This is a genomic window from Streptomyces sp. NPDC052910, assembly GCF_055585605.1.
The window spans coordinates 1074310-1095821 of the sequence record NZ_JBVJJR010000002.1; the positions used below are offsets into that span (position 1 = coordinate 1074310).

The 21512-nt window shown below is 74.6% G+C and carries 12 protein-coding genes; 1 reads left to right on the forward strand and 11 read right to left on the reverse strand.

Going from position 1 to position 21512, the window contains the following annotated elements; translation table 11 throughout:
* Nucleotides 1-33 precede the first annotated feature (33 nt).
* The 8 genes from murJ to ACZ6X9_RS10260 all read right to left on the reverse strand — a co-directional run bounded on the left by murJ (nt 34) and on the right by ACZ6X9_RS10260 (nt 14804).
* Nucleotides 34-1821 carry a murein biosynthesis integral membrane protein MurJ gene (gene murJ, locus ACZ6X9_RS10225; RefSeq protein ID WP_469777481.1) on the reverse strand — a complete coding sequence of 596 codons (1788 nt, stop codon included), beginning with the start codon at nt 1819-1821 and terminating at the stop codon, nt 34-36.
* A 129-nt stretch (nt 1822-1950) separates the two neighbouring features.
* A complete protein-coding gene (locus tag ACZ6X9_RS10230) occupies nt 1951-5433 on the reverse strand; it encodes an AMP-binding protein (RefSeq protein WP_469777482.1) in 3483 nt (1160 codons plus the stop codon).
* A gap of 103 nt (nt 5434-5536) precedes the next feature.
* Complete coding sequence (locus ACZ6X9_RS10235; RefSeq protein WP_469777483.1) at nt 5537-6178, reverse strand: isochorismatase family protein; 642 nt, start codon at nt 6176-6178, stop codon at nt 5537-5539.
* Nucleotides 6179-6512: 334 nt separating this feature from the next.
* Nucleotides 6513-8276: a (2,3-dihydroxybenzoyl)adenylate synthase gene (locus ACZ6X9_RS10240; protein ID WP_469777677.1), complete on the reverse strand. Its 1764-nt coding sequence runs from the start codon at nt 8274-8276 to the stop codon at nt 6513-6515.
* Between the two features lie 164 nt (nt 8277-8440).
* A complete protein-coding gene (locus ACZ6X9_RS10245; protein WP_469777484.1) occupies nt 8441-9688 on the reverse strand; it encodes an isochorismate synthase in 1248 nt (415 codons plus the stop codon).
* A gap of 781 nt (nt 9689-10469) precedes the next feature.
* Entirely contained in the window at nt 10470-11267 is a 798-nt protein-coding gene (locus ACZ6X9_RS10250) for a 2,3-dihydro-2,3-dihydroxybenzoate dehydrogenase (RefSeq protein WP_469777485.1), read from the reverse strand.
* 169 nt (nt 11268-11436) lie between these two features.
* Nucleotides 11437-13419, reverse strand: coding sequence for a S9 family peptidase (locus tag ACZ6X9_RS10255; RefSeq protein ID WP_469777486.1), 1983 nt, complete (start codon nt 13417-13419; stop codon nt 11437-11439).
* Nucleotides 13420-13424: 5 nt separating this feature from the next.
* Nucleotides 13425-14804 (reverse strand): M20/M25/M40 family metallo-hydrolase, encoded by a 1380-nt coding sequence (locus ACZ6X9_RS10260; protein WP_469777487.1) that lies wholly within the window; start codon nt 14802-14804, stop codon nt 13425-13427.
* Between the two features lie 1221 nt (nt 14805-16025).
* On the opposite strand from ACZ6X9_RS10260, the gene ACZ6X9_RS10265 reads away from it, so the two are divergent.
* Nucleotides 16026-17012, forward strand: coding sequence for an aldo/keto reductase (locus tag ACZ6X9_RS10265; RefSeq protein WP_469777488.1), 987 nt, complete (start codon nt 16026-16028; stop codon nt 17010-17012).
* A gap of 87 nt (nt 17013-17099) precedes the next feature.
* Here the strand turns inward: ACZ6X9_RS10265 and ACZ6X9_RS10270 are convergent, their stop codons facing one another.
* From ACZ6X9_RS10270 to ACZ6X9_RS10280, 3 genes are all read right to left on the reverse strand, one after another.
* Nucleotides 17100-18386 carry an FAD-dependent monooxygenase gene (locus ACZ6X9_RS10270; RefSeq protein ID WP_469777489.1) on the reverse strand — a complete coding sequence of 429 codons (1287 nt, stop codon included), beginning with the start codon at nt 18384-18386 and terminating at the stop codon, nt 17100-17102.
* Between the two features lie 335 nt (nt 18387-18721).
* The gene (locus tag ACZ6X9_RS10275) at nt 18722-19555 is read right to left on the reverse strand and encodes an SAM-dependent methyltransferase (protein ID WP_469777490.1); all 834 of its coding nucleotides are present in this window, start codon (nt 19553-19555) and stop codon (nt 18722-18724) included.
* Nucleotides 19556-19901: 346 nt separating this feature from the next.
* On the reverse strand, nt 19902-21512 hold the full coding sequence (locus ACZ6X9_RS10280; protein WP_469777491.1) for a carboxylesterase/lipase family protein: 1611 nt from the start codon (nt 21510-21512) through the stop codon (nt 19902-19904).

Below are 21512 nucleotides of genomic sequence, written 5' to 3' on the forward strand. Positions count from 1 at the left end.
ACGGGCCAGCCTACCCGCGCGTGGTGAACCGGGTCAGCCCAGCCCTGGCAGGCGGCGCAGTTCGCCGACGCGCAGGAGCCGTGCGAAAAGGAGGAAGAGCAGCGCCATCGCGGCGCCGCCCACGGCCAGTGCGACGGCCGGCGTCCAGGAGGCCGGTGCCGGGCCGCGGTCGCAGAAGTGGACAACGAACCGGCCGACGGCCCCGGCACCGACGGCGGCCGCGGCCAGCTTGGCGTAGGTGCGGCAGACGCGCCGGCCGTCGAGGAGCCCCTCGGTCCGCTGCCTGAGCCGTTGCGCCGTGAGCAGCAGGCCGACGCCGTAGGAGAGGGCGTAGGCGGCGGCCATGCCGGTGACCGCCCAGCGGGGGGACAGCAGCAGATGGCAGGCCACAGCCAAGGCGATGTCGACGCCGCTGATCCACAGCGCCATGCGGAACGGCGTGCGGGTGTCCTCGAAGGCGTAGAAGCCGCGCAGCAGGAGGTACTGGGCCGAGAAGGGGATCAGGCCCAGGCCGAAGGCCTGCAGCATGTGGCCCAGGGGGGCGGTCGACGCGGCGTCGGCGGCGCCGTGGGCGAACAGCAGCCGGGCGATCCACGGGCCGAAGGCGACGAAGAAGAACGCCGCCGGGACGATGACGACACCGCTGGCGCGGAGCGCGCGGGAGAGGTCGGCGCGCAGGTCGCCGATCCGGTGTTCTGCGGCGGCCCGGCTCATACGGGGGAGGAGGGCGGTGACGAGGGAGACGGTGACGATCGCCTGAGGCAGCATCCATATCTGCTGGGCGTAGCTGTAGGCGGTGTAGCCCACTCCGCCGTCGGGCAGGGCGGCGTCGGCGGCCGAGGCCAGGCGGGTGACGACCGTGCTCGCCACGAGGTTGGCCAGGACGAACAGCAGCGTCCAGCGTGCCGCGTTCACACTCTTGCGCAGGCCGCTGCCCCGCCAGTCGAACCGCGGTCGCGGGCGGAAGCCGGCCGCGTACGCGTACGGGACCAGGGAGAGCGCCTGGAGGGCCAAGGCGACGGTGGTTCCGATGCCGAGCAGCCTGACCTGGGCGCCGGTGATGTCCGAGACGCTCTCCGGGGCGGTCACCAGGCCGAGGTACAGGCCGAACATCGTGATCAGGACGACGTTGTTCAGGACCGGGGTCCACATCATCGCCCCGAACCGGTTCCGGGCGTTGAGGACCTGCCCGAAGACACTGAACACACCGTAGAAGAAGATCTGCGGGAGCAGGAAGCGGGCGAAGACCACGGTCAGCTCGAACGCGTCGTGTGTGGCGGGTGTGTCCTGCTGGTAGATGCCGATGATCTCGGGCGCGGCCCAGGTGGCCAGCGCGCTGCCGATGCCCAGGGCGCACAGTACGAGGGTCACCAGGCGCTGTTCGAAGGCGGCTCCGCCGTCGGGGTGTTCCGCCCGGGCCCGAACCAGTTGAGGCACGAGGACGGAGTTCAGAGCGCCGCCGATCAGCAGGAAGTACAGGCTGATGGGTACCGTGTTGGCCTGGTTGTAGGTGGTGGCCAGCAGGCCGGTGCCCAGCGCCGCGGCCTGCAGAATCTGCCGGATGAGACCGGTGGCGCGCGAGACCACCGTTCCGGCGGCCATCAGCGCCGCTGACCTCGACAAGCCGCCACCGGGCGCGGCTCGTCGCGGGGTGACACGCCTGAAAACGGCGCGTCCGGAGGTGGTGTGTCTGGGGGCGGTGTGTCTGGGGGCGGTGCGTCTGGGGGCGGCGTGTCGTGGGATGGGCTGCCTGAAGCTGGGGCGCCGCCCACGGAGCGCCGTTGACCGTTCCGACTTCTCGCGCGATGTCTCTTCGATCATCCGCTCAATCTACGGTCCGAAGCCCGGCCCCCTGCCTGTGAGTTCGTGCGACCGGCCTCGGCGGCGGCATCCGCCGAGGCCGGAGTGTGGGGGTGGGAGCGTGACGGCTTGGAGAGGGGAGGCCGGACGTCATTCGGCCGGGGGCGCGCCTCCGTCCCGGACGCGGACGGCCGGCGTGCCCCGAGGGTCCAGGAGTTCGACGCCGCCGTCCGCGCGCCGCCGCGCCCGCAGGCCCGTCCGGTACATCCGCGTCCCGGGCGGCCCGTACGGGTCGGCCGGGAAACGGCCTGCGGTACGCGCCGGACGACCGGCGTACCCGGTGGCGAGGGCCGCGCCCGCGACGTACAACTCCCCCGCGACACCCGGCCGGCAGGGCCTGAGTGCCGGGTCGAGGACGTGGAGGCGCGTGTTCCAGGCGGGCCGGACGACTCCGGCCCGGGCATCCGTGACTGAGGCGTCCCCGACCGGGGCGGCCGCCGTTGAGGCTTCCCCGTCCGGCGCGCACACGCCGTACACCGCTCCGGCCGCCTCCGGCGGGCCGGCGTGGTGGTGCAGGACGGCGGACGGCAGCACGCCGCGGAACCGGTCGACGGTCAGGGGGTCCGGGGAGTCCCCGTCGGCGAGGACGTACCGCAACCGCACGCACTCCCCCGCCTCCGGCCCGTCCAGGAACCGCCGGAGGCCGTCGGTAGTGAAGCGGGCGACGGTGACGTCCAGTTCGCGTATGCGACGTGCCGACGGCTCGTCCCGGACACGCGGCGATCCTTCCTCCCGCCGCGTGTCCAGGACGAGCGTCGCGCCCGCGCGGAGAGGCCGGAGCACTTCCTCCGCCAACGTGACCGGGCCGTACGGGCCGTGGAGGAGAACGCGGTCGCCGGGGCCGAGGGGGTGGTGGTGCTGAAGCCAGCGGAGACGGTTGTCGAGGGCGGAGTGGGGGATGACGGCGGTGTGGTGGTGCGCGGGGTGGTGGTGTGCAGGGTGGGTGGCGTGGACGGCATGGGTGGCATGAGTGGCGTAGGCCGGGTGGTGGGGGGTCAGGGCTCGGGCGGGGTCGACGGGCGGGTGGGCGGCGAGGAGGGCGGGCAGCGCGGGGTCGTCCAGCAGGACGGTCCGGGTGCTCCCGACGGACCCGCTGCGGGCCGGCACGGTCGTCGACGTCGTCAGGACGCAGGCGGGGGTGAGCCCGCCGTCGTACCGCTCGCCTCCCGGCCGGGTGCCGTCACGCCGCATGCCGTCGCCGGAACCGGCGTCGAGCCCGCGGTACGGATCGCCGTCCTGCACGCGGCAGCCGCCGCCGCAGCCGCTGTACGGTCCGGCCTCATCCGAACCTGCCTCCTCCGGACCGACTTCATCCGGACCGGCACCGCACGGGCAGGCGTCGCACGGGCCGGCGTCGCACGGGCCGGCGTCGCGCCGATGGTCGCCTCGCTCCCCGTCCGTCCCGAACAGGCAGGCGCCGCCCGCCTTGAGGACGGCGAGCAGCGCCACCACCGAGGCGGGGGACGGCGGCAGGTCGACGGTGGCGAAGGTGCCGGGGCGGATGCCGAGGGTGGTGAGGTGGCGGGCGAGGCGGTTGGCGCGGGCGTTGAGTTCTCCGTACGTCATCCGCTCGTCGCCGGCCACCAGGGCGGTCGCGCCGGGTGTCCGGGCGGCGCGCGCCTCGAAGGGGCCGATCGCCGTCGTGGGCGGGACCGCGACGGCTGTCTCGTTGCCCTCGCGAAGGGCGCGTTCGTGGTCCTCGTCAGGGACGAGGGACAGGGCGGCGAGCGGCACATGGGGGTCGTGGCCGGGGAGGCGCGTCAGCAGACCGTGGAGCGCGCGCAGCGAGGCCGTGTCCGCGGCGGAGGCCGGGCGCCCGTTCTCCGGACCGAGCCGCAGTCCGCCGTCGGCCGTGCAGTGGAAGGTGACGGCACCCTCGTCGTGGCGGCCGTCCGACGTGGTGGCGAGCGGGTGCAGGGTGGAAGGCGCGCCGGCGAAGGCGACCGGTTCCCCGGCCGGGACGACGTCGGTCGACGGCCCGGTGAGCGCCGGGTGCCCGGCCGGGAGACCGAGGTCGCGGCGGAGGTCCGAGGTGCGGTAGCGCTGGTGGGCCCGCGCTTCGCGGACGGCGGTGTCGGCCTGCCGGACCAGTTCGGCGAAGGTGGTGCCGGGGGTGACCGTCAGCCGCAGCGGGACGGTGGTGCGGACGGTCCCGGGCACGCGCAGCGCCGCCGGTCCCGTCCGGCCCGTCAGGGGCAGGCCGAGGACGACGTCCTGGCGTCGGGTCGTGCGGCATACGTGCAGGGCGTGGGCGGCGAGGAGCAGCCCGGTCCACGAGCCGCGGACGGACGCGGCGAGCTCGCGGAGCGCGGCCGTGGCCTCGGGGCTGAGGTGGAGTGGGTGAGGGGCGGCGCGAAGGGTCTGCGGGGCGGAGCCGAGGGCGTGCGGGGTGGTGCGGAAGGGGTGAGAGGTGGCGCGGAGGGCGTGAGGGGTGGGGCGGTCGGCGGTCACGCCGCCGGGTGTCGCCGGGTCCGTACCCGACGCCGTCCCCGCGACACCGGGCGCCGTGACCGGGCGCCCCTCCCGGTCGCCGTCGGCTGCGGTGAGGCCGGCCAGCCGGTTCCGCCAGTAGGCGCGGTCCCGGGCGCGGGCGGGCGAGCCGCGGTACGCCGCGTCTTCCACGACGAGGTCCGCGAGCCGGCCGAACGGGCTGGGGCCCGGATCCTCACCGGCCGCCAGGGCCGTGTAGACCTCGGCCACCCGGCGGTCCACCAGCCGGTGGCCGTGCGCGTCGAGCAGGGCCTGGTGCACCCGCCGGTACCAGAGCCAGCGCCGGTCGCCGACGCGGAACAGGCCGTACGCGAACAGCGGTCCGCCGGCCGGGCCGAAGCCCCGGTCCAGATCCGCGCGCATCCACGCCAGCGCGGTCCGGACGGCCTCCGTGTCCTCCGGTTCGTCTCCTCCGCCGGGCCCGAGTGCCGCGTACGCCGAGTGCCGTCCGGCCGTCGGGCGTTCGTCGGCCGCCGTCTCCCTTCCGTTCCCTGCGTCCCCCGGGCCTGGACTCTGCACCGCCGCGTCCGCCACGTACCCCTGGCCGCGCAGGTCCGCGGCGCAGAGCGGGAAGCCGTGGCCCGGCGGCTCGATGGCGATCGGCCGCTGGCGGGGGCCGTCGGAGGTGTCGACGATCCGCATCCGCAACGCGTCCGTCTCACCGACCGTGCGGTGCAGCGCCTCCGCGAACAGGACCGGGTCGAGCGGGCCGTGGATCTCCCGGTACGCGGCGGCGACCGGCGCGGCGCCGAGCGGATCGCGGGCCTGCCGGGACCACAGCTCCCGCTGGGCCGCCGTCAGCCGCAGCCCCTGCGGCGCTGCGGCCGTCCGGGCGACGGCCGCCTCCCGGGCGGGAATCCGCTGCGGGGCGTGCTCCGGAGCGGCAGCACCCGGAGCGGCAGCGTCCCCCAGAGCGCCACCCTCAGGAGCCGCATTCTCCGGAACGGCACCCTCCGGCGCGGCCTCCCCCGTGGCGGGGGAATTCGGGCCTGTGGTGGGAGAACCCGGGCCTGTGGGGCGGGAATCGGGGCCCGTGGCGGGGGAATCCGGGAGGAGGAACCGGTCGAGGGCGCGTACGGTCACCGTCGTGCTCCCGGAATCGTCGCGGGAGCCGCCGGGAGCCCGCCGGGGCGGCCGCGGCCCGGGCGCCGGGGGCGGCGCCGGTCTCGGTTCGGGGACATGGCCGTCAGTTCTCCTCGGCGCCCGTCAGGATCCGGTCGGTCGTGGTGACGACGGCGCACTTGGCGGCGGCCCAGCGCAGGGCCATGGTGTGGTCCTCGGCCGAGAAGTCGGCGACGGCGTCCGCGACGACGAACGGCCGGATGTCACGCATCCACGCGTCGCAGGCCGTCATCAGGACGCCGATGTGCGCGTAGACGCCGACGAGGACGAGCTGGTCGCGGCCCTGTCCGGCCATCCGGTCGGCCAGGTCGGAGCGGACGAACGCGCTGTACTTCCACTTGGTGAGGACGGTGTCCCCCGCATCGGGCGCCACGGCTTCGGCGATCGCTCCGGCGTGCCCGTCCGCAGGCAGCCCGGGCCCCCAGAAATCCTGCTGGAGACCGCGCTCGGCGGGGCTCTGGCCGCCGGGCTGCGCCGAGTACACGACCGGGATGCCGAGCCGCGCGCACTCCTTCTTCAACCGGGCGATGTTGGCGAGCAGTTCGGTCACCGGCGAGGCGCCGGCGGTGAAGGCGCCGAGGAAGTAGTTCTGGAGGTCGTGGACGAGCAGGACGGCGCGGTCCGGGTCGACGGTCCAGTCGACCTTGTTCGCGGGCAGGTCGTCCTCGCCGGGCATGGGGTAGGGGGCGATGGCGGGGAGCGCCATGGTGCGGTGGCCTTTCGGTGGAGGAATTTCGGTGAGGGAGTTCCGGTGAGGGAGTTTCGGCGAGGGAGCGCGGGCGGCTCGGGCCGCGCCGGCCCCGGGCCGGACCGGTCGGTGTCGGTCCTTCGTCGTCGTCCGCTCGCTGTTCTCGTTCGCTGTCTCTTGTCCGCTGCCTCTCGTTCGCTGCCTCTTGTTCGTTTTATTCGTCGTGGTTCGTTCGTTGCTGCTTGTTCGCTGTCGTTTGCGGCTCAACCTCGCCGTCGGCCCGCACCGTGGCAAGCCTCGTCACCTGTCGCCTGCCGTCCACGCGTCGCGGGTCAGCCCCCGTCTCGCGCCGTCAGCGCCCGTTTCCCCCGGCCGTCTCTTCCGCCCGCTCCTCCCCCGCCCGGCCCGCCCGGCCCGTTCGGCTTTCCTTCGCCGCCAGCTCCGCGGCGATGGCCGCCCGGAGGTCCTTCTTCGACACCTTGCCGACGCCCGTCTGCGGGAAGGCGTCGGTGAACTCCACGCGGTCCGGCACCTTGTAGTCGGCCAGCCCCCGGCCTCGGATGAACTTCTTGAGCGCCGCGGACCTCACCGGTTCCGCACCGTCCCGCAACACCACGTAGGCGCACGTGCGTTCGCCGAGGTAGGGGTCGGGCATGGAGACCACGGCGGCGTCGTGCACCGAGGGGTGGGCGAGGATGTGGTTCTCGATCTCCTCGGCGGCGACCTTCTCGCCGCCCCGGTTGATCTGGTCCTTGGCCCGGCCCTCGACGACGAGGTACCCGTCGTCGGTGAGGCGGACGACGTCACCGGTGCGGTAGAAACCATCGGGGGTGAAGGACGTGGCGTTGTGCTCGGGGGCGCGCCAGTAGCCGCGGATGGTGTACGGGCCCCGGGTGAGCAGGTGCCCGGTCGCGCCCACGGGCAGGTCGCGGTCCTCGTCGTCCACGACGCGGATCTCGTCGTCGGGGGAGATCGGCCGGCCCTGCGTGCCGACGATGATCTCCTCGGGGTCGTCGAGCCGCGTGTAGTTGACGAGCCCCTCGGCCATGCCGAAGACCTGCTGGAGGGTGCAGCCGAGGGCGGGCCGCACCCGCCGGGCGGCCTCCTCGCTGAACTTCGCGCCGCCGACGAGCAGGACGTCGAGGCTGGACAGGTCGTACGGGGTGGCGGGCGCCGCCTCCGTCCACACCAGGGCGAGCGGCGGCACCAGACCGGTGATGGTCACGCCCTCGCGCTCGATGAGCGGGAACGCCACGTCGGGGCTGGGGCGCGGGGCGAGCACCACGCGGGCACCGGCGTAGAGGGCGCCCAGTGTGCCGGGGCTGCTCAGCGGGAAGTTGTGGGCGGCGGGCAGGGCGCAGAGGTAGACGCTGTGCTCGTCCACCCGGCAGATCTCGTTCGAGCCGCGCAGAGAATAGATGTAGTCGTCGTGCGTGCGCGGGATGAGCTTGGGCACGCCCGTCGAGCCGCCGGAGAGCTGGAGGAACGCCAGCTCGTGCGGTTCCGGCCCGTCGACGAGCTCGTCCAGGGGCCCGGCGGGCTCCCTGGGCACGTCGGTGAGCGCGGTGTGCCCGGTGTGCGCGCCCGGGTCGCCGACGACGAGCACGTGCCGCAGGGTGGGCACCTCGGCCCGGACGCGGGAGGCGAGCTCGCGGTGGTCGTAGCCGCCGGCGACGTCCGGGATCACGTACGCGGCGGCCTCGGTGAAGGCACAGAAGTGCCGGACCTCGCTGTCGCGGTGCGCGGGCAGGGCGAACACGGGCAGGGCGCCGATGCGGAACAGGGCGAAGACCACCTCGAAGAACTCCGCGATGTTGGGGAGCTGGACGACGACGCGGTCGCCCTTCCCGACGCCGAGTTCCAGCAGACCGGCGGCCATCCGGTCGGCCCGCGCGTCGAGCTCCCCGTACGTCCAGCGGCGGGTGGTGGAGCCGTCCGGCGCCGGGCCGGGGTCGACGATCGCGATCCGGTCGGGGTGGGCGGCCGCACGGTCGCGCAGCATCCGGCCGAAGGTCTCGCCGCGCCAGTGGCCGGCGGCGCGGTAGCGCTCGGCGAAGTCGGCGGGGTAGCCGGGCGCGTCGGGAGCGGTGACGTCGGTGGTGCTGTCGTCAGCCATTGCGTCGGTGGGCATGGCGTCGGTGGGTATGGCGTCGGTGGGCATCGCGTCGGTGATCACGGCGCCGGGCCTGACGTCGGCCGTCATGGCATCGGCCGCCATGGCGTCGGGGGTCACGACGTCGGGGGTCACGACGTCGGGGGTCACGACGTCGTCGGGGTCCTTCACTGGTGGTCAACTCCCACAGCCTGCAAGAACGTACGGAACTTGGCGCCCGTCTCGGCGGTCTCCGCCTCGGGGTCCGACTGCTCGACCACGCCCGCTCCGGCGAACAGCCGCAGCCGCCGGCCGGCCGGTTCGGCCTCCGCGCAGCGGATGGTGACGACCCACTCGCCGTCGCCGTCGGCGTCGCCCCAGCCGACCATGCCGGTGAAGGCGCCGCGGTCGAAGGGCTCGAGCTCCCCGATGACGCGGCGGGCGGTGTCGGTCGGGGTACCGCAGACGGCGGGGGTGGGGTGGAGGGCGCAGGCCAGTTCCAGCGCGGAGACGGCCGGGTCGGCGGGCTCCGCGTGGAGGGTGGTGGAGAGGTGCCACATGGTGGCCGTGCGCACGAGAGTCGGACGCTCGGGGACGTCGAGGGAGCGGCAGTACGGGGCGAGCGCGGCACGGATCGCGTCCACGACCACGGCGTGCTCGTGCAGGTCCTTCTCGGACTCCAGCAGGGCCGCCGCCCGGCGGACGTCCTCGGCCAGGTCGGCGCTGCGCGGCGTCGAGCCGGCGAGGGGGTTGGTGACGATGCGTCCGCCGCGCTTGGAGACCAGCAGTTCGGGGCTGGCGCCGAGCAGGATCCGGCCGGGGCCCGAGGGAACGGCGAAGGTGTAGCCCGTGGGGTCGCGGCGGGCGAGGCGGTCGAGCAGCGCGTTGAGGTCGAGGTCGCGGGAGGAGGTGAGGCGGAGGGTGCGGGCGAGGACGACCTTGCCGAACTCTCCGTCCCTCATCCGGCGCACCGCCTCCGCGACGGCCGCCGCGTAGACGGCGGGCTCCGGCTCCGGGCGCACGTCCCAGTCGGCGACGGGCGGGGGCGCGGCGGGGAGCGCCATGAGCGGGTCGGCGGCCGGCGAGGGAGCGGTGCGGACGGTCTCCGGGACGGCGAGGACCGCCGGGGCGTCCGGGGCGAAGGGCACGGCCCCGACCACGAGGGGCGCCGGGTGGCCCGCGAGCCGCTGGGCCTCCAGCGTCTCGGCGACGCGCCGGGCCAACGGCGCGTCTCCGTGCGGCACTTCGGCGCGTACGCCGTGGGCGAGGAGGGTACGGGTGGGCGACGCGAAGAAGCGGGTGGCACGGGGGTCGTAGGCGGCGAGGAGCTCGGTGGCGGCGCCGACGGTGTGGTGGTCGGGGGTGGGGGTGGGGGTGCGGTGGTCGAGGGCGGGGGTCCGAGCGGGGACTCCGGTCGCGACACGGCCGGCCGTCACAGGGCGACCTGACGCCACTCCACCGGGCGCCATTCCACCGGACGTCGCGCCACGCGCCGCCGTACCGCCCGCCGCCCCGCCGTTCGCCACGCGGTCGGCGCCGCGAGACCGGCTCGCGGCGAGGGCGCCGCGCCCCGAGCGGGTCGCTCCGTCGACGGCGGGGCCGTCGGCGGCTTCGGCACCGTCTCGTCGGCCCTGTCCGTCGTACGGGGCTTCCGCGTGCGACGCGACCGGAGTGGAGACCGGGGCCGGGGCTGGGTTCGGGACCGGGGCCGGGGCCGGGGCCGACGAGCGGGGCGCCGACGCCCTGGGCGCGGTCGCCGCCGACGCGGGCGAAGCCGACGCGGGCAAGGCCGGCATAGGCGCCGCCGATGCGGCCGCCACCGACGCGGGTGGCGCGGGTAGCGCGGGTATCGCACCGGTGGCGGTGGGGCCGGCGCCGGCGCCGTTCCGGCCGACGGGGTCGGTCGGCGGGGCGGTGACGTGCTGAGCCGTGGTCACCTACTGCTCCGTTCCTCCGGCGCGGAGGGGCACCGGGTGTGGGGGTGGGGGTGAGGGGCCGGCCGCCGGACGGTCCGCGGTGACGGCGGGGCGTGGCGCCCGCCGTGAGAAGACGGCGGGGCCGACCGGGACGACGGGGGCGATGGGGCTGACGGGTCGGCGAGCGTCCGGAACCTGATCCGCGCGGACGGGGGACGGGAGGGACGGAAGGACGGGCGGGGGCCCGGCTCCACCGGCTCACTCAAGAGGGCTGCGTCCCGGCCACCGGCGGAACGTTCCGTCAGGCGCGCAGCGTGGCCCCGCCGTCGACGTACAGGTCGTGCATCGTGATGTGCCGGGCGCGGTCCGAGACCAGGAAGACGACGGCGTCGGCGATGTCCGACGGGTCGGCGATCCGGCCGAGGGGGATGCCGACGCGGTACGTGCCGGGGTCGCCGTCGACGACGCGGGCGGGCGCCTCGTCGTCCGTCCACAGGGCCCGCTGCATGGCGGTGTCGGTGGACCCGGGCGACACGACGTTGCAGCGCACACCGCTGCGGCCGAGTTCGAGGCCCAGGCACTTGGTGAACATGGTCGCCGCCGCCTTGGACGCCGCGTAGGCGGCCATGCCGGTGCGCGGCACCCCCGCCGCGTTCGAACCGACCGTCACGACGCACCCGGTGCCGCGGGCGGCCATCCGGCGGGCGGCGGCGCGGGAGGCGACGAAGACGCCGGTGGCGTTGACGGCGAAGGTGCGTTCCCACGCCTCGTCGGTCAGGGAGACGACGGGCGAAGGGTGCAGGACACCGGCGACGTTGACGAGGATGCCGAGCGGGCCGACCGAGGTCTCGACCTCCTCGACGACGGCCTCGACGGCCGCGGCGTCCGACACGTCGGCGGTGTGGGCGGTGACCCGGCCGGGCCCGTACTCCGCCGCCAGCTTCCCGATGCCGTCGGGCACCGCGTCGAGGGCCGCGACCCGGGCTCCCCGTGCGACGAGGGCCCTGACCACGGCCTCGCCTATGCCCTGTCCGGCGCCGGTGACCAGCGCGACGCGGCCGGAGAGTTCAGTCTGCTCCACGACGGGTTCCCCCACCATTCCAGTGCGAATAAGGTAAGGCTTACCTTACATGAGCTCCTGGCCTGGGGGAATCACCGCCGTCGCACGAGCGGCCGGGCGGCGAGGGAGCACACGGACGCCACTCGCGTTCCCGCCGCACTCCCCTTCTCCGCCCTCCCCTCCCCCCTCCCCACCGTCCCCTCTCATCTCACCGCTCCAGCTCCACCCCCTCCACCCCTGGCGCGGTGAACCCGAACGTCTGCGCGTAGAGGGAGAGTTCCGCTTCCAGCGCCCGCACCAGCGTCTCCTTGCGGCGGAAGCCGTGCCCCTCCCCCTCGAAGGCGAGGAAGGCGTGCGGCACCCCGCGCCCGCGTGCCGCCCGGGCCAGGGCCTCGCTCTGCTCGGCCGGGCAGACCGGGTCGTCCAGGCCGTGGAGGAGCAGGAAGGGGACTTTGATCCGGTCCGCCCGGCGCAGCGGCGACCGTTCGCGGTAGCGCTCGGGCACCCGGTCCCGTGGGCCGATGAGGCCCTCCGTGTAGTGGGACTCGAAGTCGTGGGTGCCGCCGTCGGCCTCCGTCGTGAGGTCGAGGAACGGGAAGAGCATCGTCCCGCAGGCGTACAGGTCGGTGCCGGCGAGGGAGTGGGCGGCCGTCCAGCCGCCCGCGCTGCCGCCCTGGACCGCCAGCCGGGCCGGGTCGGCGAGCCCTTCGGCGACCAGCGCGCCGGCGACCGTCGCGCAGTCCTCGACGTCGACCACGCCCCAGCGTTCCCGCAGCCGTTCCCGGTAGGCGCGGCCGTAGCCCGTCGAGCCGCCGTAGTCGACGACGGCGACGCCGATGCCGCGCGAGGTGAAGTAGGCGACGCCCAGGTCGAGCGCGCACGGCGTCCGGCCGGTCGGGCCGCCGTGCGCGCGGATCACGAACGGGGGCAGTTCGCCGTCGGGTACGGCCCGTTCGGGGTGGCGCGGCCGGTGGATACGGGCGTGCACCTCGCGGCCGTCGGGTCCGGTGAAGGTACGGGCCTCGGGGCGCGGCAGGTACGCCGGGTCGACGACGTCCCGGTGCGCGGCGCCGACCACGCGGGCCCGTCCCGTCCGGGCGTCCAGTTCGACGACCTCGTAGCCGCCGGCGGGGCCGGCCGCGATGCCGGCCACACGGGTGCCGTGCGCGGCCGGCGCGGGCACCCACTCCGTCCACGGCCCGACGGCGTCGGCCGTCGCCCCGGTCTCCGGGTCGAGGACGCCGAGCACCTGGGCCCCGGCCCCGTGCAGGACGGCGACCGCGCCGTCGGCCAGGGGGACGAACCAGCGCTGGCCGAGCTGCCACAGCGGTCCCGCGAACTCCTCCTCCCTGGGGCACAGGTTGGCGACCCGGCCGGTCTCCGGGTCGACCCGGTGCAGGTTCCACCAGCCCGTGCGGTCCGTGACGGCCAGCAGCGTGCCGTCGGGGGCCCACTCCACCTGGGCGACGGCCTCTTCCGGGCCGCCCAGGACGGTCCGCGCGTCCGTGAACCGGTCGCCGTCCACCCGGGCCAGCCGCAGCTCGGTGCCGTCCCAGGGCATGCGGGGGTGGTCCCAGGCCAGCCAGGCGACCCGGCGGCCGTCCGGGGAGAGGCGGGGGCCGGTGACGAAGCGGTGACGGTCGTCCGTCAGCTCCCGGACGGCCGACCGGTCGCCGGCGGCGCGGCCGTCGAGCGGGACGGCGGCGAGCAGCCGCCGGACGTCACACGGCCCCGGGCCGGTGAACTCCTCCAGTACGCACCAGACTTCGCCCCGCTCGGGGTGGAGCACCGGGTCCGCCCAGCGCAGTCCGCCGCCGACGGCGGACGTCGGGGTCAGCGGCCGGGGCGACGGGTCGGGCCCGTCCGGCTCCCAGGCGTACAGGCGCTGGTCCGGACCGTGGGCGAAGACCAGCAGCGGGCCGTCGCCGGCCCGGTCCGTCCCGGTCCAGGCGCGCCCGCCGTACTCGTGGACGCGGGTGCGGACGTCCCACGGCGCGGGCAGCGCGACGGCCTCCCCGCCGCCCGGGCGCCGCCGCACCAGCGTCCGGCGGCCTCCCTCCGCCGGGCGGCCGGCGACCCACCAGAGGTCGTCGCCGACCCAGCCCACGAAGTCGGGGCGGCCGCCGTGCTCCGCCACGAGGGCGGCGGCCACGGGGGACGGCCAGATTCCGCAGGGCGCCGTGAGCACCATGATCGCTACGCCTCCTCGGGCCGGGGGCGGCCGGACGGACGGGGGGACGGCTCGTGCATCACAAAGCGGTCCAGGACCCGCACGCCGAAGTGCAGGGCGTCCACCGGCACCCGTTCGTCCACGCCGTGGAACAGCCCCTGGTAGTCGAAGCCCGGCGGCAGCCGGAGCGGGGAGAAGCCGTACCCGACGATACCCAGCCGGGCGAACTGCTTGGCGTCCGTGCCGCCGGACATACAGAACGGCACCACGTGCCCCTCGGGGTCGAAGTGCTCCAGCGCGGCCCGCATCCGGGCGAACACCGGCGCGTCCACCGGCGCTTGGAGGGCCCGTTCGCGGTGGAAGAACGTCCAGTCGACATCCGGGCCGGTGAGCCGGTCCAGGGTGGCGGCGAACTCCTCGTCCCCGCCCGGCACGGTCCGCCCGTCCACGTGGGCCGTGGCCGTCCCCGGAATGACGTTGATCTTGTAACCGGCGCTGAGCATGGTGGGGTTGGCGCTGTTCCGTACGGTCGCCGCCACCAGCTTGGCGGCCGGCCCCAACTTGCCCAGCAGCTCCTCCACCTCCTCCGGCCGCGGCCCGTCACGGCCCACGTCGATGCCGTGCGCGGCGGCGAGCTCACGCAGCGCGGCGCGGACCACCGGCGTCAGCCGGACCGGCCACTCGTGCTCGGCGATCCGGGTGACGGCCGCGGCCAGCCGGGACACCGCGTTCTCCCGGTTCACCTTGGAACCGTGCCCGGCCGTGCCACGCGCCGTCAGCTCCACCCAGGCCGAGCCCCGCTCCCCCGCCGCCACCGGGTACAGCCGCAGCCCGCCCGCGCCGTGCACGGTGTACGCGCCGGACTCGCCGATCGCCTCGGTGCAGCCCTCGAACAGCGCGGCGTGCTCGTCCGCGAGGAAACCCGCGCCGGCCTCCCCGCTGTCCTCCTCGTCCGCCGTGAACGCCAGCACGATGTCACGCGGCGGCACGGCACCCGCCCGCGCCCAGGCCCGGACCATGGCCAGCACCATCGCGTCCGTGTTCTTCATGTCGAGCGCGCCGCGCCCCCAGACGACCCCGTCCCGCACCTCGCCCGAGAACGGGTGCACCGCCCAGTCGGCGGGCTCGGCCGGCACCACGTCCAGGTGCCCGTGGACGAGCAGCGCCCCCGCGACCGGATCCCGGCCCGGAATCCGGGCCACCACATTGGTCCTCCCGGGCTTCCGCTCCAGCAGGAACGGCTCGATCCCCACCTCGGCGAGCCGCTCCGCCACGTACTCGGCAGCGGGCCGCTCCCGGCAGTCGCCCTTGCCGCGGTTGGTCGTGTCGATCCGGATCAGGTCGGAGGTGAACCGCACGACTTCATCAAACGCCCGCGCGTGCACCCGCCCCTCGTTGTCAGCCATTCCCGCTGCCGTGCCACTAGCCATACGCTTCCTCCACCGCCCCCACCACGACGGGACGGATCGCCTCGGACATGGTCGGCGTGGTGCGGTGCGGCGCGACGGCTCCATGCCCGCTCCGAGGTGCTGCGACGGACGGCCGAGCCGTGCTTCTTCGCACGCCGCAGGCCACGGGCGCACCCCGCACCCCTCCCGGCGCCCCAAATCATCCAGCCGCCGCCCGTCATCCACGCCATCGAACCACCGTATGCGGCAGGGGCCGCGCGACCGGGCAATAGCCCTTCAATCGCGTGCCGGTCACCCGAACGCCGCGTTGCCACGGCGCGGTTTGCGTCGTGCTGCGCACTGCCGGGAAAAGCATCGCGATCCGGCCAAGTTCCGCGCCCCTACCTCTGATCTCATCCACCTTGATCCACGAGTTCCCCATCCCTCGTTCTGTACACAGCGCGGAGGGCACGCACGGCGGTTGCCTATCCGGCTTACTACGAGGTGACGGCCTTGACAGGGGATCGTACGATCGGCGTGAACGACCGGCATCAGAGGTAGCGCCCCAGCCGTCCGAATCAGAGCTCCCCGCGCTCGCGGGGGTGGTCCCTGTATTCGGCAAGGGCTCACCCGAGGGGTGCGACAGTCCCCGCGCTCGCGGGGGTGGTACGCGGTTTCTCCCTGCTCACACAGGGAGTGCCGACCTGGCTTCTCGTTCTGAGAACTGTATTCGCACGGGCTAACAAGCCCGTGACCGAAGCGCACTTCACGCACTCTCCTGATCACCCTATGACCTGTACCGTCATCGGCAGGTAGTCACCAACTCCTCATGGGATTCAGGGCGTTCCCTTGCCCACCTACTTTCATCCGCTCCGCTCACCAGGAGATCGATCATGAACTTTTCCGTTACTCGTAGGCAGGGTGTACGCCCTAACCCGTACGACTGGTACAGCCTGCTTGCGGCGATCGTCGCCGGCTGCGCCCACGGGCACGGTTCCATCTCCCCGTGGGCGAACGGGTTGGTTGTCATTCTCGTGGTAGTCCTGATGGCCAGGCGCCCTGCCGGTACTCGAGCCTTAGCGTTGGGTGGTGTTGGCGTTTCCCTAGGATGCCGCAAGTCATTCGACCATTGACCTTCGCCGCCGCGAGCCGTTGTACCCGCAAACGTCTTCAAAACCACCGGCCCGGGCCCCAGGATGCCCCTGTGAGCGGCACGGACCGCGAGGAACGGGAGGCAAGGTGCAGTACGTACAACTGGGCACGTCGGACCTGCGGGTGTCCCGGGTCACCCTGGGCATGATGAGCTATGGCGGCGGCCCCACCGCGCAGAAGTGGTTCCTGGACGAGGAGGCCGCCGAACCCGTCGTCCGGCGCGCGGCAGAGGCGGGCGTCACCTTCTTCGACACGGCCGACATGTACTCGTCCGGCCTCAGCGAGGAGATCACGGGACGCCTGCTCTCCCGCCTCTTCCCGCGCCGCGAGGACTACGTCCTCGCCACCAAGGTCTACTTCCCGATGGGCCCCGGCCCCGACGACCGCGGCCTCTCCCGCAAACACATCACCAAAGCCATCGACGCCTCCCTCCGCCGCCTCGGCACCGACTACGTCGACCTCTACCAGATCCACCGCTGGGACTACGACACCCCCATCGAGGAGACACTGGAGGCCCTGCACGGACTCGTCACCGCCGGCAAGGTCCGCGCCCTCGGCGCCTCCAGCATGTGGGCCTGGCAGTTCGCCAAGGCCCAACACCTGGCCCGGGCCAACGGATGGACCCCGTTCGTCTCCATGCAGAACTACTACAACCTCCTCTACCGCGAGGAGGAACGCGAGATGATCCCGCTCTGCCGCGACGAGAACGTCAGTTGCATCCCCTGGAGCCCCTTGGCCCGCGGCATGCTCACCGGCACCCGCGACCGCAACGGCACCCACCGCACCCTCCGCGCCGGCAACGACGAACTCGCCCGCCGCCTCTACGAGGACGCGGACTTCGACGTCATCGACGCCGTCCGCTCCGTAGCCGCCACCCGCGACCTCCCCCCGGCCCGCATCGCCCTCGCCTGGCTCCTCTCCAAGCCGACGGTCGCCGCCCCGATCATCGGCGCCACCCGAGCCTCCCACGTGGACGACGCGGTCGCCGCCGTCGACTTGAAGCTCACGGAGGACGAGATCGCACAACTGGAAGCGCCTTACCGGCCGCACCGGGTGCTGGGGCTGCGGCGGTGACCTGTCATCCCGGTCAAACCAGTAAGCGAGCGATGCCTACGGGCTGGACGCTGGTGCACATTTCCGTCGGGCCCGCATGTGCCGCGTTCATGTACGGGGCGGTCGGGTGTAGGAGGGGCGGGCGTTGAGGTCGGCGGCCGCGCCCGCCGCCTTCCGGTGGGCCGCCGCGGCGCGTTCCAGGTCGCGCCGCGCGTCCGGTCCGGTGGCGGCCGCACGGACCCTGGCGACGCGGTCCATCGCGCGGTTGGCGAGGACCACCGCGGCGGTGGGGGCCCTCCGTTCGTCCTCGTACGCGGCGAGGGCGCGGACGGGGTCGGGGCCGGTGGCCAGGCGGTGGGCGAGGACGCGGGCGTCGAGCACCGCCTGGGAGGCGCCGTTGGCACCGGAGGGGTACGCGGGGTGGGCGGCGTCGCCGAGGAGGGTGACGCGGCCCTCGCCCCAGGAGGGGAGGGGGTCGCGGTCGACCATGGGGTAGGCGAGGATCCGCTCGCTGCCGGCGAGGAGCGTGGGCAGGTCCGTCCAGTCGAACTGCCATTCCGTGTAGTACGGCAGGACGTCCGCCAGGCGGCCGGGGCGGTTCCAGCCCGCGCCGCCGGCGATCGGGCCGGGGGTGTCCGTGGGCACCGCGCAGACCCAGTTGAGGAGCGTGCGGCCGCGGGCGCGGGCGGACGGCGAAATCTGGTACGCGACGAACTGGGTGTTCCGCTCGTCGGAGGCGAGGAGCAGGGCGTCGCCCGGCGGGAACGCGTCGATCTCGGTGACGCCCCGCCACATGGTCACCCCGCTCCACCGGAGCGGCCCCTGGCCCGGGTGGAGATGGGCGCGCAGCCGGGAGTGGATGCCGTCGGCGGCGACGAGGACTCCGGCCTCGTACCGCTCGTAGCGGTCCGTGGTCCGGTCGAGGGCGTGGACCCGGACGGCGTCGGGAGTCTGAGCGAAGTCCTCCACCCGGACGCCGGTCCTGACGGCCTCGGGGCCGATCCGTTCCCTCACCGCCCTCAGCAGCATCATCTGTAACTCGCCGCGGTGGATGGAATATTGCGGCCAGCGGTAGCCGGCGGCCGTGCCGCGCGGTTCGCTGTAGAGGGTGGCGCCGTGGCGGTCGGCGAAGACGTGGGCGACCGCGGGGACGCCGAGGGCGGCCAGTTCGCCGGCCAGGCCGAGTTCGTGCAGTTCGCGGACGGCGGCGGGCTGCAGGTTGATGCCGACCCCGAGCGGGGCGATCTCGCGCGAGGCCTCCAGGACGAGCGGCCGGATGCCCACGGCGTGCAGGCTGAGCGCGGTGGTGAGGCCGCCTATGCCGCCGCCGGCTATCAGGACGTCGGCTGTCGGGCCGCCGGGAGGGTGTAACGCGGTGGTCTTGGTGGTGGACACGGGCATGGCTCCTCATCTGCCGGGGCGGGGAGGGCGGTGCGCTGGAGGGCGAGGGATCTGGCGCGCGGTGGGTCTGGAGGGCGGTGGGTCTGGAGCGCGGCGGGTCTGGAGCGCGGCGGGCCGGAAGCGGTGCCTTGGACGGCGGTGGGCCGGAAGCGGCGCCTTGGACGGCGGTGGGCCGGAAGCGGTAGGCCTCGCGGGAAGGAGTGGTCCCTGCGGGGAGGGGCGACCCCCGCGAAGAGGAGTGACCCCTGCGAAGGGGGGCGGTCCCCGCGAGGAGGGGCGACTTCCGCGAGGAGGGGCGCCCCCGCAGAAGGGGCGGTCCCCGCGGCGGTTCAGCGCACGGCGTGGACGAGGTCGCCGCCCCTCGGGCCGGTCCGGGGCCATCGGCCGAGCGCCCGGCCGACCACCGCGTAGGACACCGCCTCCGGCCGCCAGCCCCGCTCGGTGAACAGCGGAGCGGGTTCGTCCGTGCCGTACCGCCACCCGGCGCCGGAACGTTCCAGCAGGTCCAGCATGGGACGCACGGCCTCCTCGTGGAACAGCGATCCGGCGACGAAGTCCACGAGGAGGTGACTGCCGGGGGCGGAGAGGTCGGTGATGCGGTCGAGGAGGCGCAGCACGTCCCGCTCCTCCAGGTACTGGGTGAGGCCTTCGACCAGCCAGCAGGTGGGCTCCTCGGGCAGGAACCCGGCCGCCGTGAGGGGGCCGGCCCACTCGCCGGCGAGGTCGGCGCCGACGGGCACCCGGCGGGCGCACCGCAGCGGGGCGTCACCGAGCAGCGACGCCTTCAGCCGCAGCAGGTCCGGCCGGTCCACTTCGTAGAAGACGGTCGTGGGCAGCGGGAGGCGGTAGGCGCGGCTGTCCATGCCGGCGGCGAGGAGGACGAGTTGGCGGGGTGCGGCGGGGGTGCCGGTGGTGGCGTCGGCGTCCTTGCCCGTGATCGCTTGGAGGAGGTCGTCGAAGTGCCGGGTGCGGACCGGGATGGCCTCCACCGCTCCGGCTTGGTCGGCCAGTTCCCGTCCCGCGTCGCCGGCGAGGGCGGCGGCGAACGGGTCGTCGAAGAGCCGGTCGGGCCGCGCGGATTCACGGGCGCGCAGGGCGGCGGTCATCCGGGCGGTGGTGGCCACGGGGTCGAGACGGTCGATGTCGGCGGTCGAGTCGTGCATCGCGGTGAGGCTCCGTTCGTCGGTCGCTGGTACGGGCGCCGGGCGCCCCATGACTCACCCTGATCTGCTGTGGCCCTCCCGTACTACCACGTAAGGGGACAAGCAGGTAAGGCGACCATGTGTTGATTGATGCCTGATGTGGTGGGTGATGCGTTCGGGGCGAGATGTGCGAAGGGCGGGGCGGCATCGAGCCCTATTCCCGGACCGCTCCGGACCGCCCCGGACCTCTGCGGACCGCCCCAGACTTCCGCGAGTTGCCCCGGACTTCCGCGAGTTGCCCCGCGCTTCCGCGAACTTCCGCGGACTGCCCGGCCCTCCCCGCTGTCTCTGGCCCCCGGTCTTCTCCCTACCGCCCGCCGATGAGCGCCACCTCCGGCCGCTCCCGCGAGTACGGCTCCCAGTCCGGCGCGTCCGGGTGGCGCGGGTCGCCGTCCCGTACGAAGGCGATCCAGCCGCGCTGCACCCGGGCGGTCAGCGCGTCCAGCTCCTCCGGGTCGGCGCCGCGCAGCATCGGCGCGTCGGCCCACGCGTCGAGCCCACCGAAGACGAAGGGGAGTTCGATGCAGTGGCAGGCGCCGAAGGGGCTGCCCTCGGGGGCGTAGTCGAAGCGGTAGAGCCAGGCCGGGTTGCCTGCGTCGGCCAGCAGCCCGGCGAGGCGTTCGGCGGGGGCGCGGAAGAAGTGTTCGGTGGTCATGCGGACCGCCCGCTCGGCGGGCGTGAGGTCCGCCCACTCCGGGAATCGGCCGGCGTCGCCGAACCAGCGTGCGGAGGTCCGGGCGAAGTCCTCCGGGCCCGTCCCGGCCGGCAGTGGCGAACCGGGCGGGAAGAAGGCGGCGCCCTCGTCGCGGGTGGTACCGATCAGCAGCCGGACGCCGTGCGCGGCGGCGGCACCGACGGCCGCGACGGGGTCGGGGGCGACCACGCGTCCGTCCGCCACGAGCTGGAAGGCGGGGGTGACGTCCAGGAAGCCGGGCGGGAGGCGGCGGACGACGGCGTCCTGGGCGGCGAGGATGTCGGCGACGGGCCGTGTGCGTAGGTCGGCGGCGAGGCCGGCCGCAACGGCGCGGTTCCCCCGGGCGGCGGGGCCCGTCGAAGCGGCGGCATGACCGGCCCGAGCGGCTGGGTCCGCCGAAGCGGCATGGCCGGCCCGGGCGGCGCCATGGTCCCGCGCGGCGCGGCCGACCGGAACGGCCGAGGCATCGGGCGGCGCGCCCAGGCAGTCCAGCAGCAGGGCGCCCCGCGCGGCCGCCTCCTCCGGAGACTGCGGCAGCATCCCGCCGGGGTAACTCTGCAGCACCGCCCCCCGGAAGAGGCCCCGCGCCTCCGTCCCGGAGAGCAGGGCCACGATGGAGTCGGCGCCGGCGGACTGTCCGGCGACGGTCACCCGGCCCGGGTCGCCGCCGAACGCGGCGATGTTGTCGCGTACCCAGCGCAGCGCCTGGAGCTGGTCGAGCAGGCCCTGGTTGCCGGGGCCCGCGTCCGGGAGGACATCGCCGAGCCGGGCGAAGCCCAGCGCGCCGAGGCGGTAGGTGACGGTCACCACGACGATGTCCCCGCGCTCGGCGAGCCCCCTCCCGGAGTACCAGCTCAGCCCGCCGCCCCCGCTGGTGAAGCCGCCGCCGTGCAGGAACACCAGCACGGGCCGGGCCGCGTCGTCGACGCCCGGCGTCCAGACGTCGACGGTCAGGCAGTCCTCGTCCTGAGCCATACGCGCGAACGGTGCCGCGCCCATCACCCGCTCCAGCCGGGACGGCGGTTGCGGCGCGATCGGCCCGGGGGCGACGGCGTCCCGTACCCCGCGCCAGGGGACGACGGGCCCCGGCGGGGCGAACCGCGCCGGTCCCACGGGCGGCGCCGCGTACGGCACGCCCAGGAACGCGGCCACCGCCCCCTGTCGTACGCCTCGCACCGTGCCGCAGGCGGTCCGCGCCTCGGGTCCTCGCCGGTCACCGGTCAT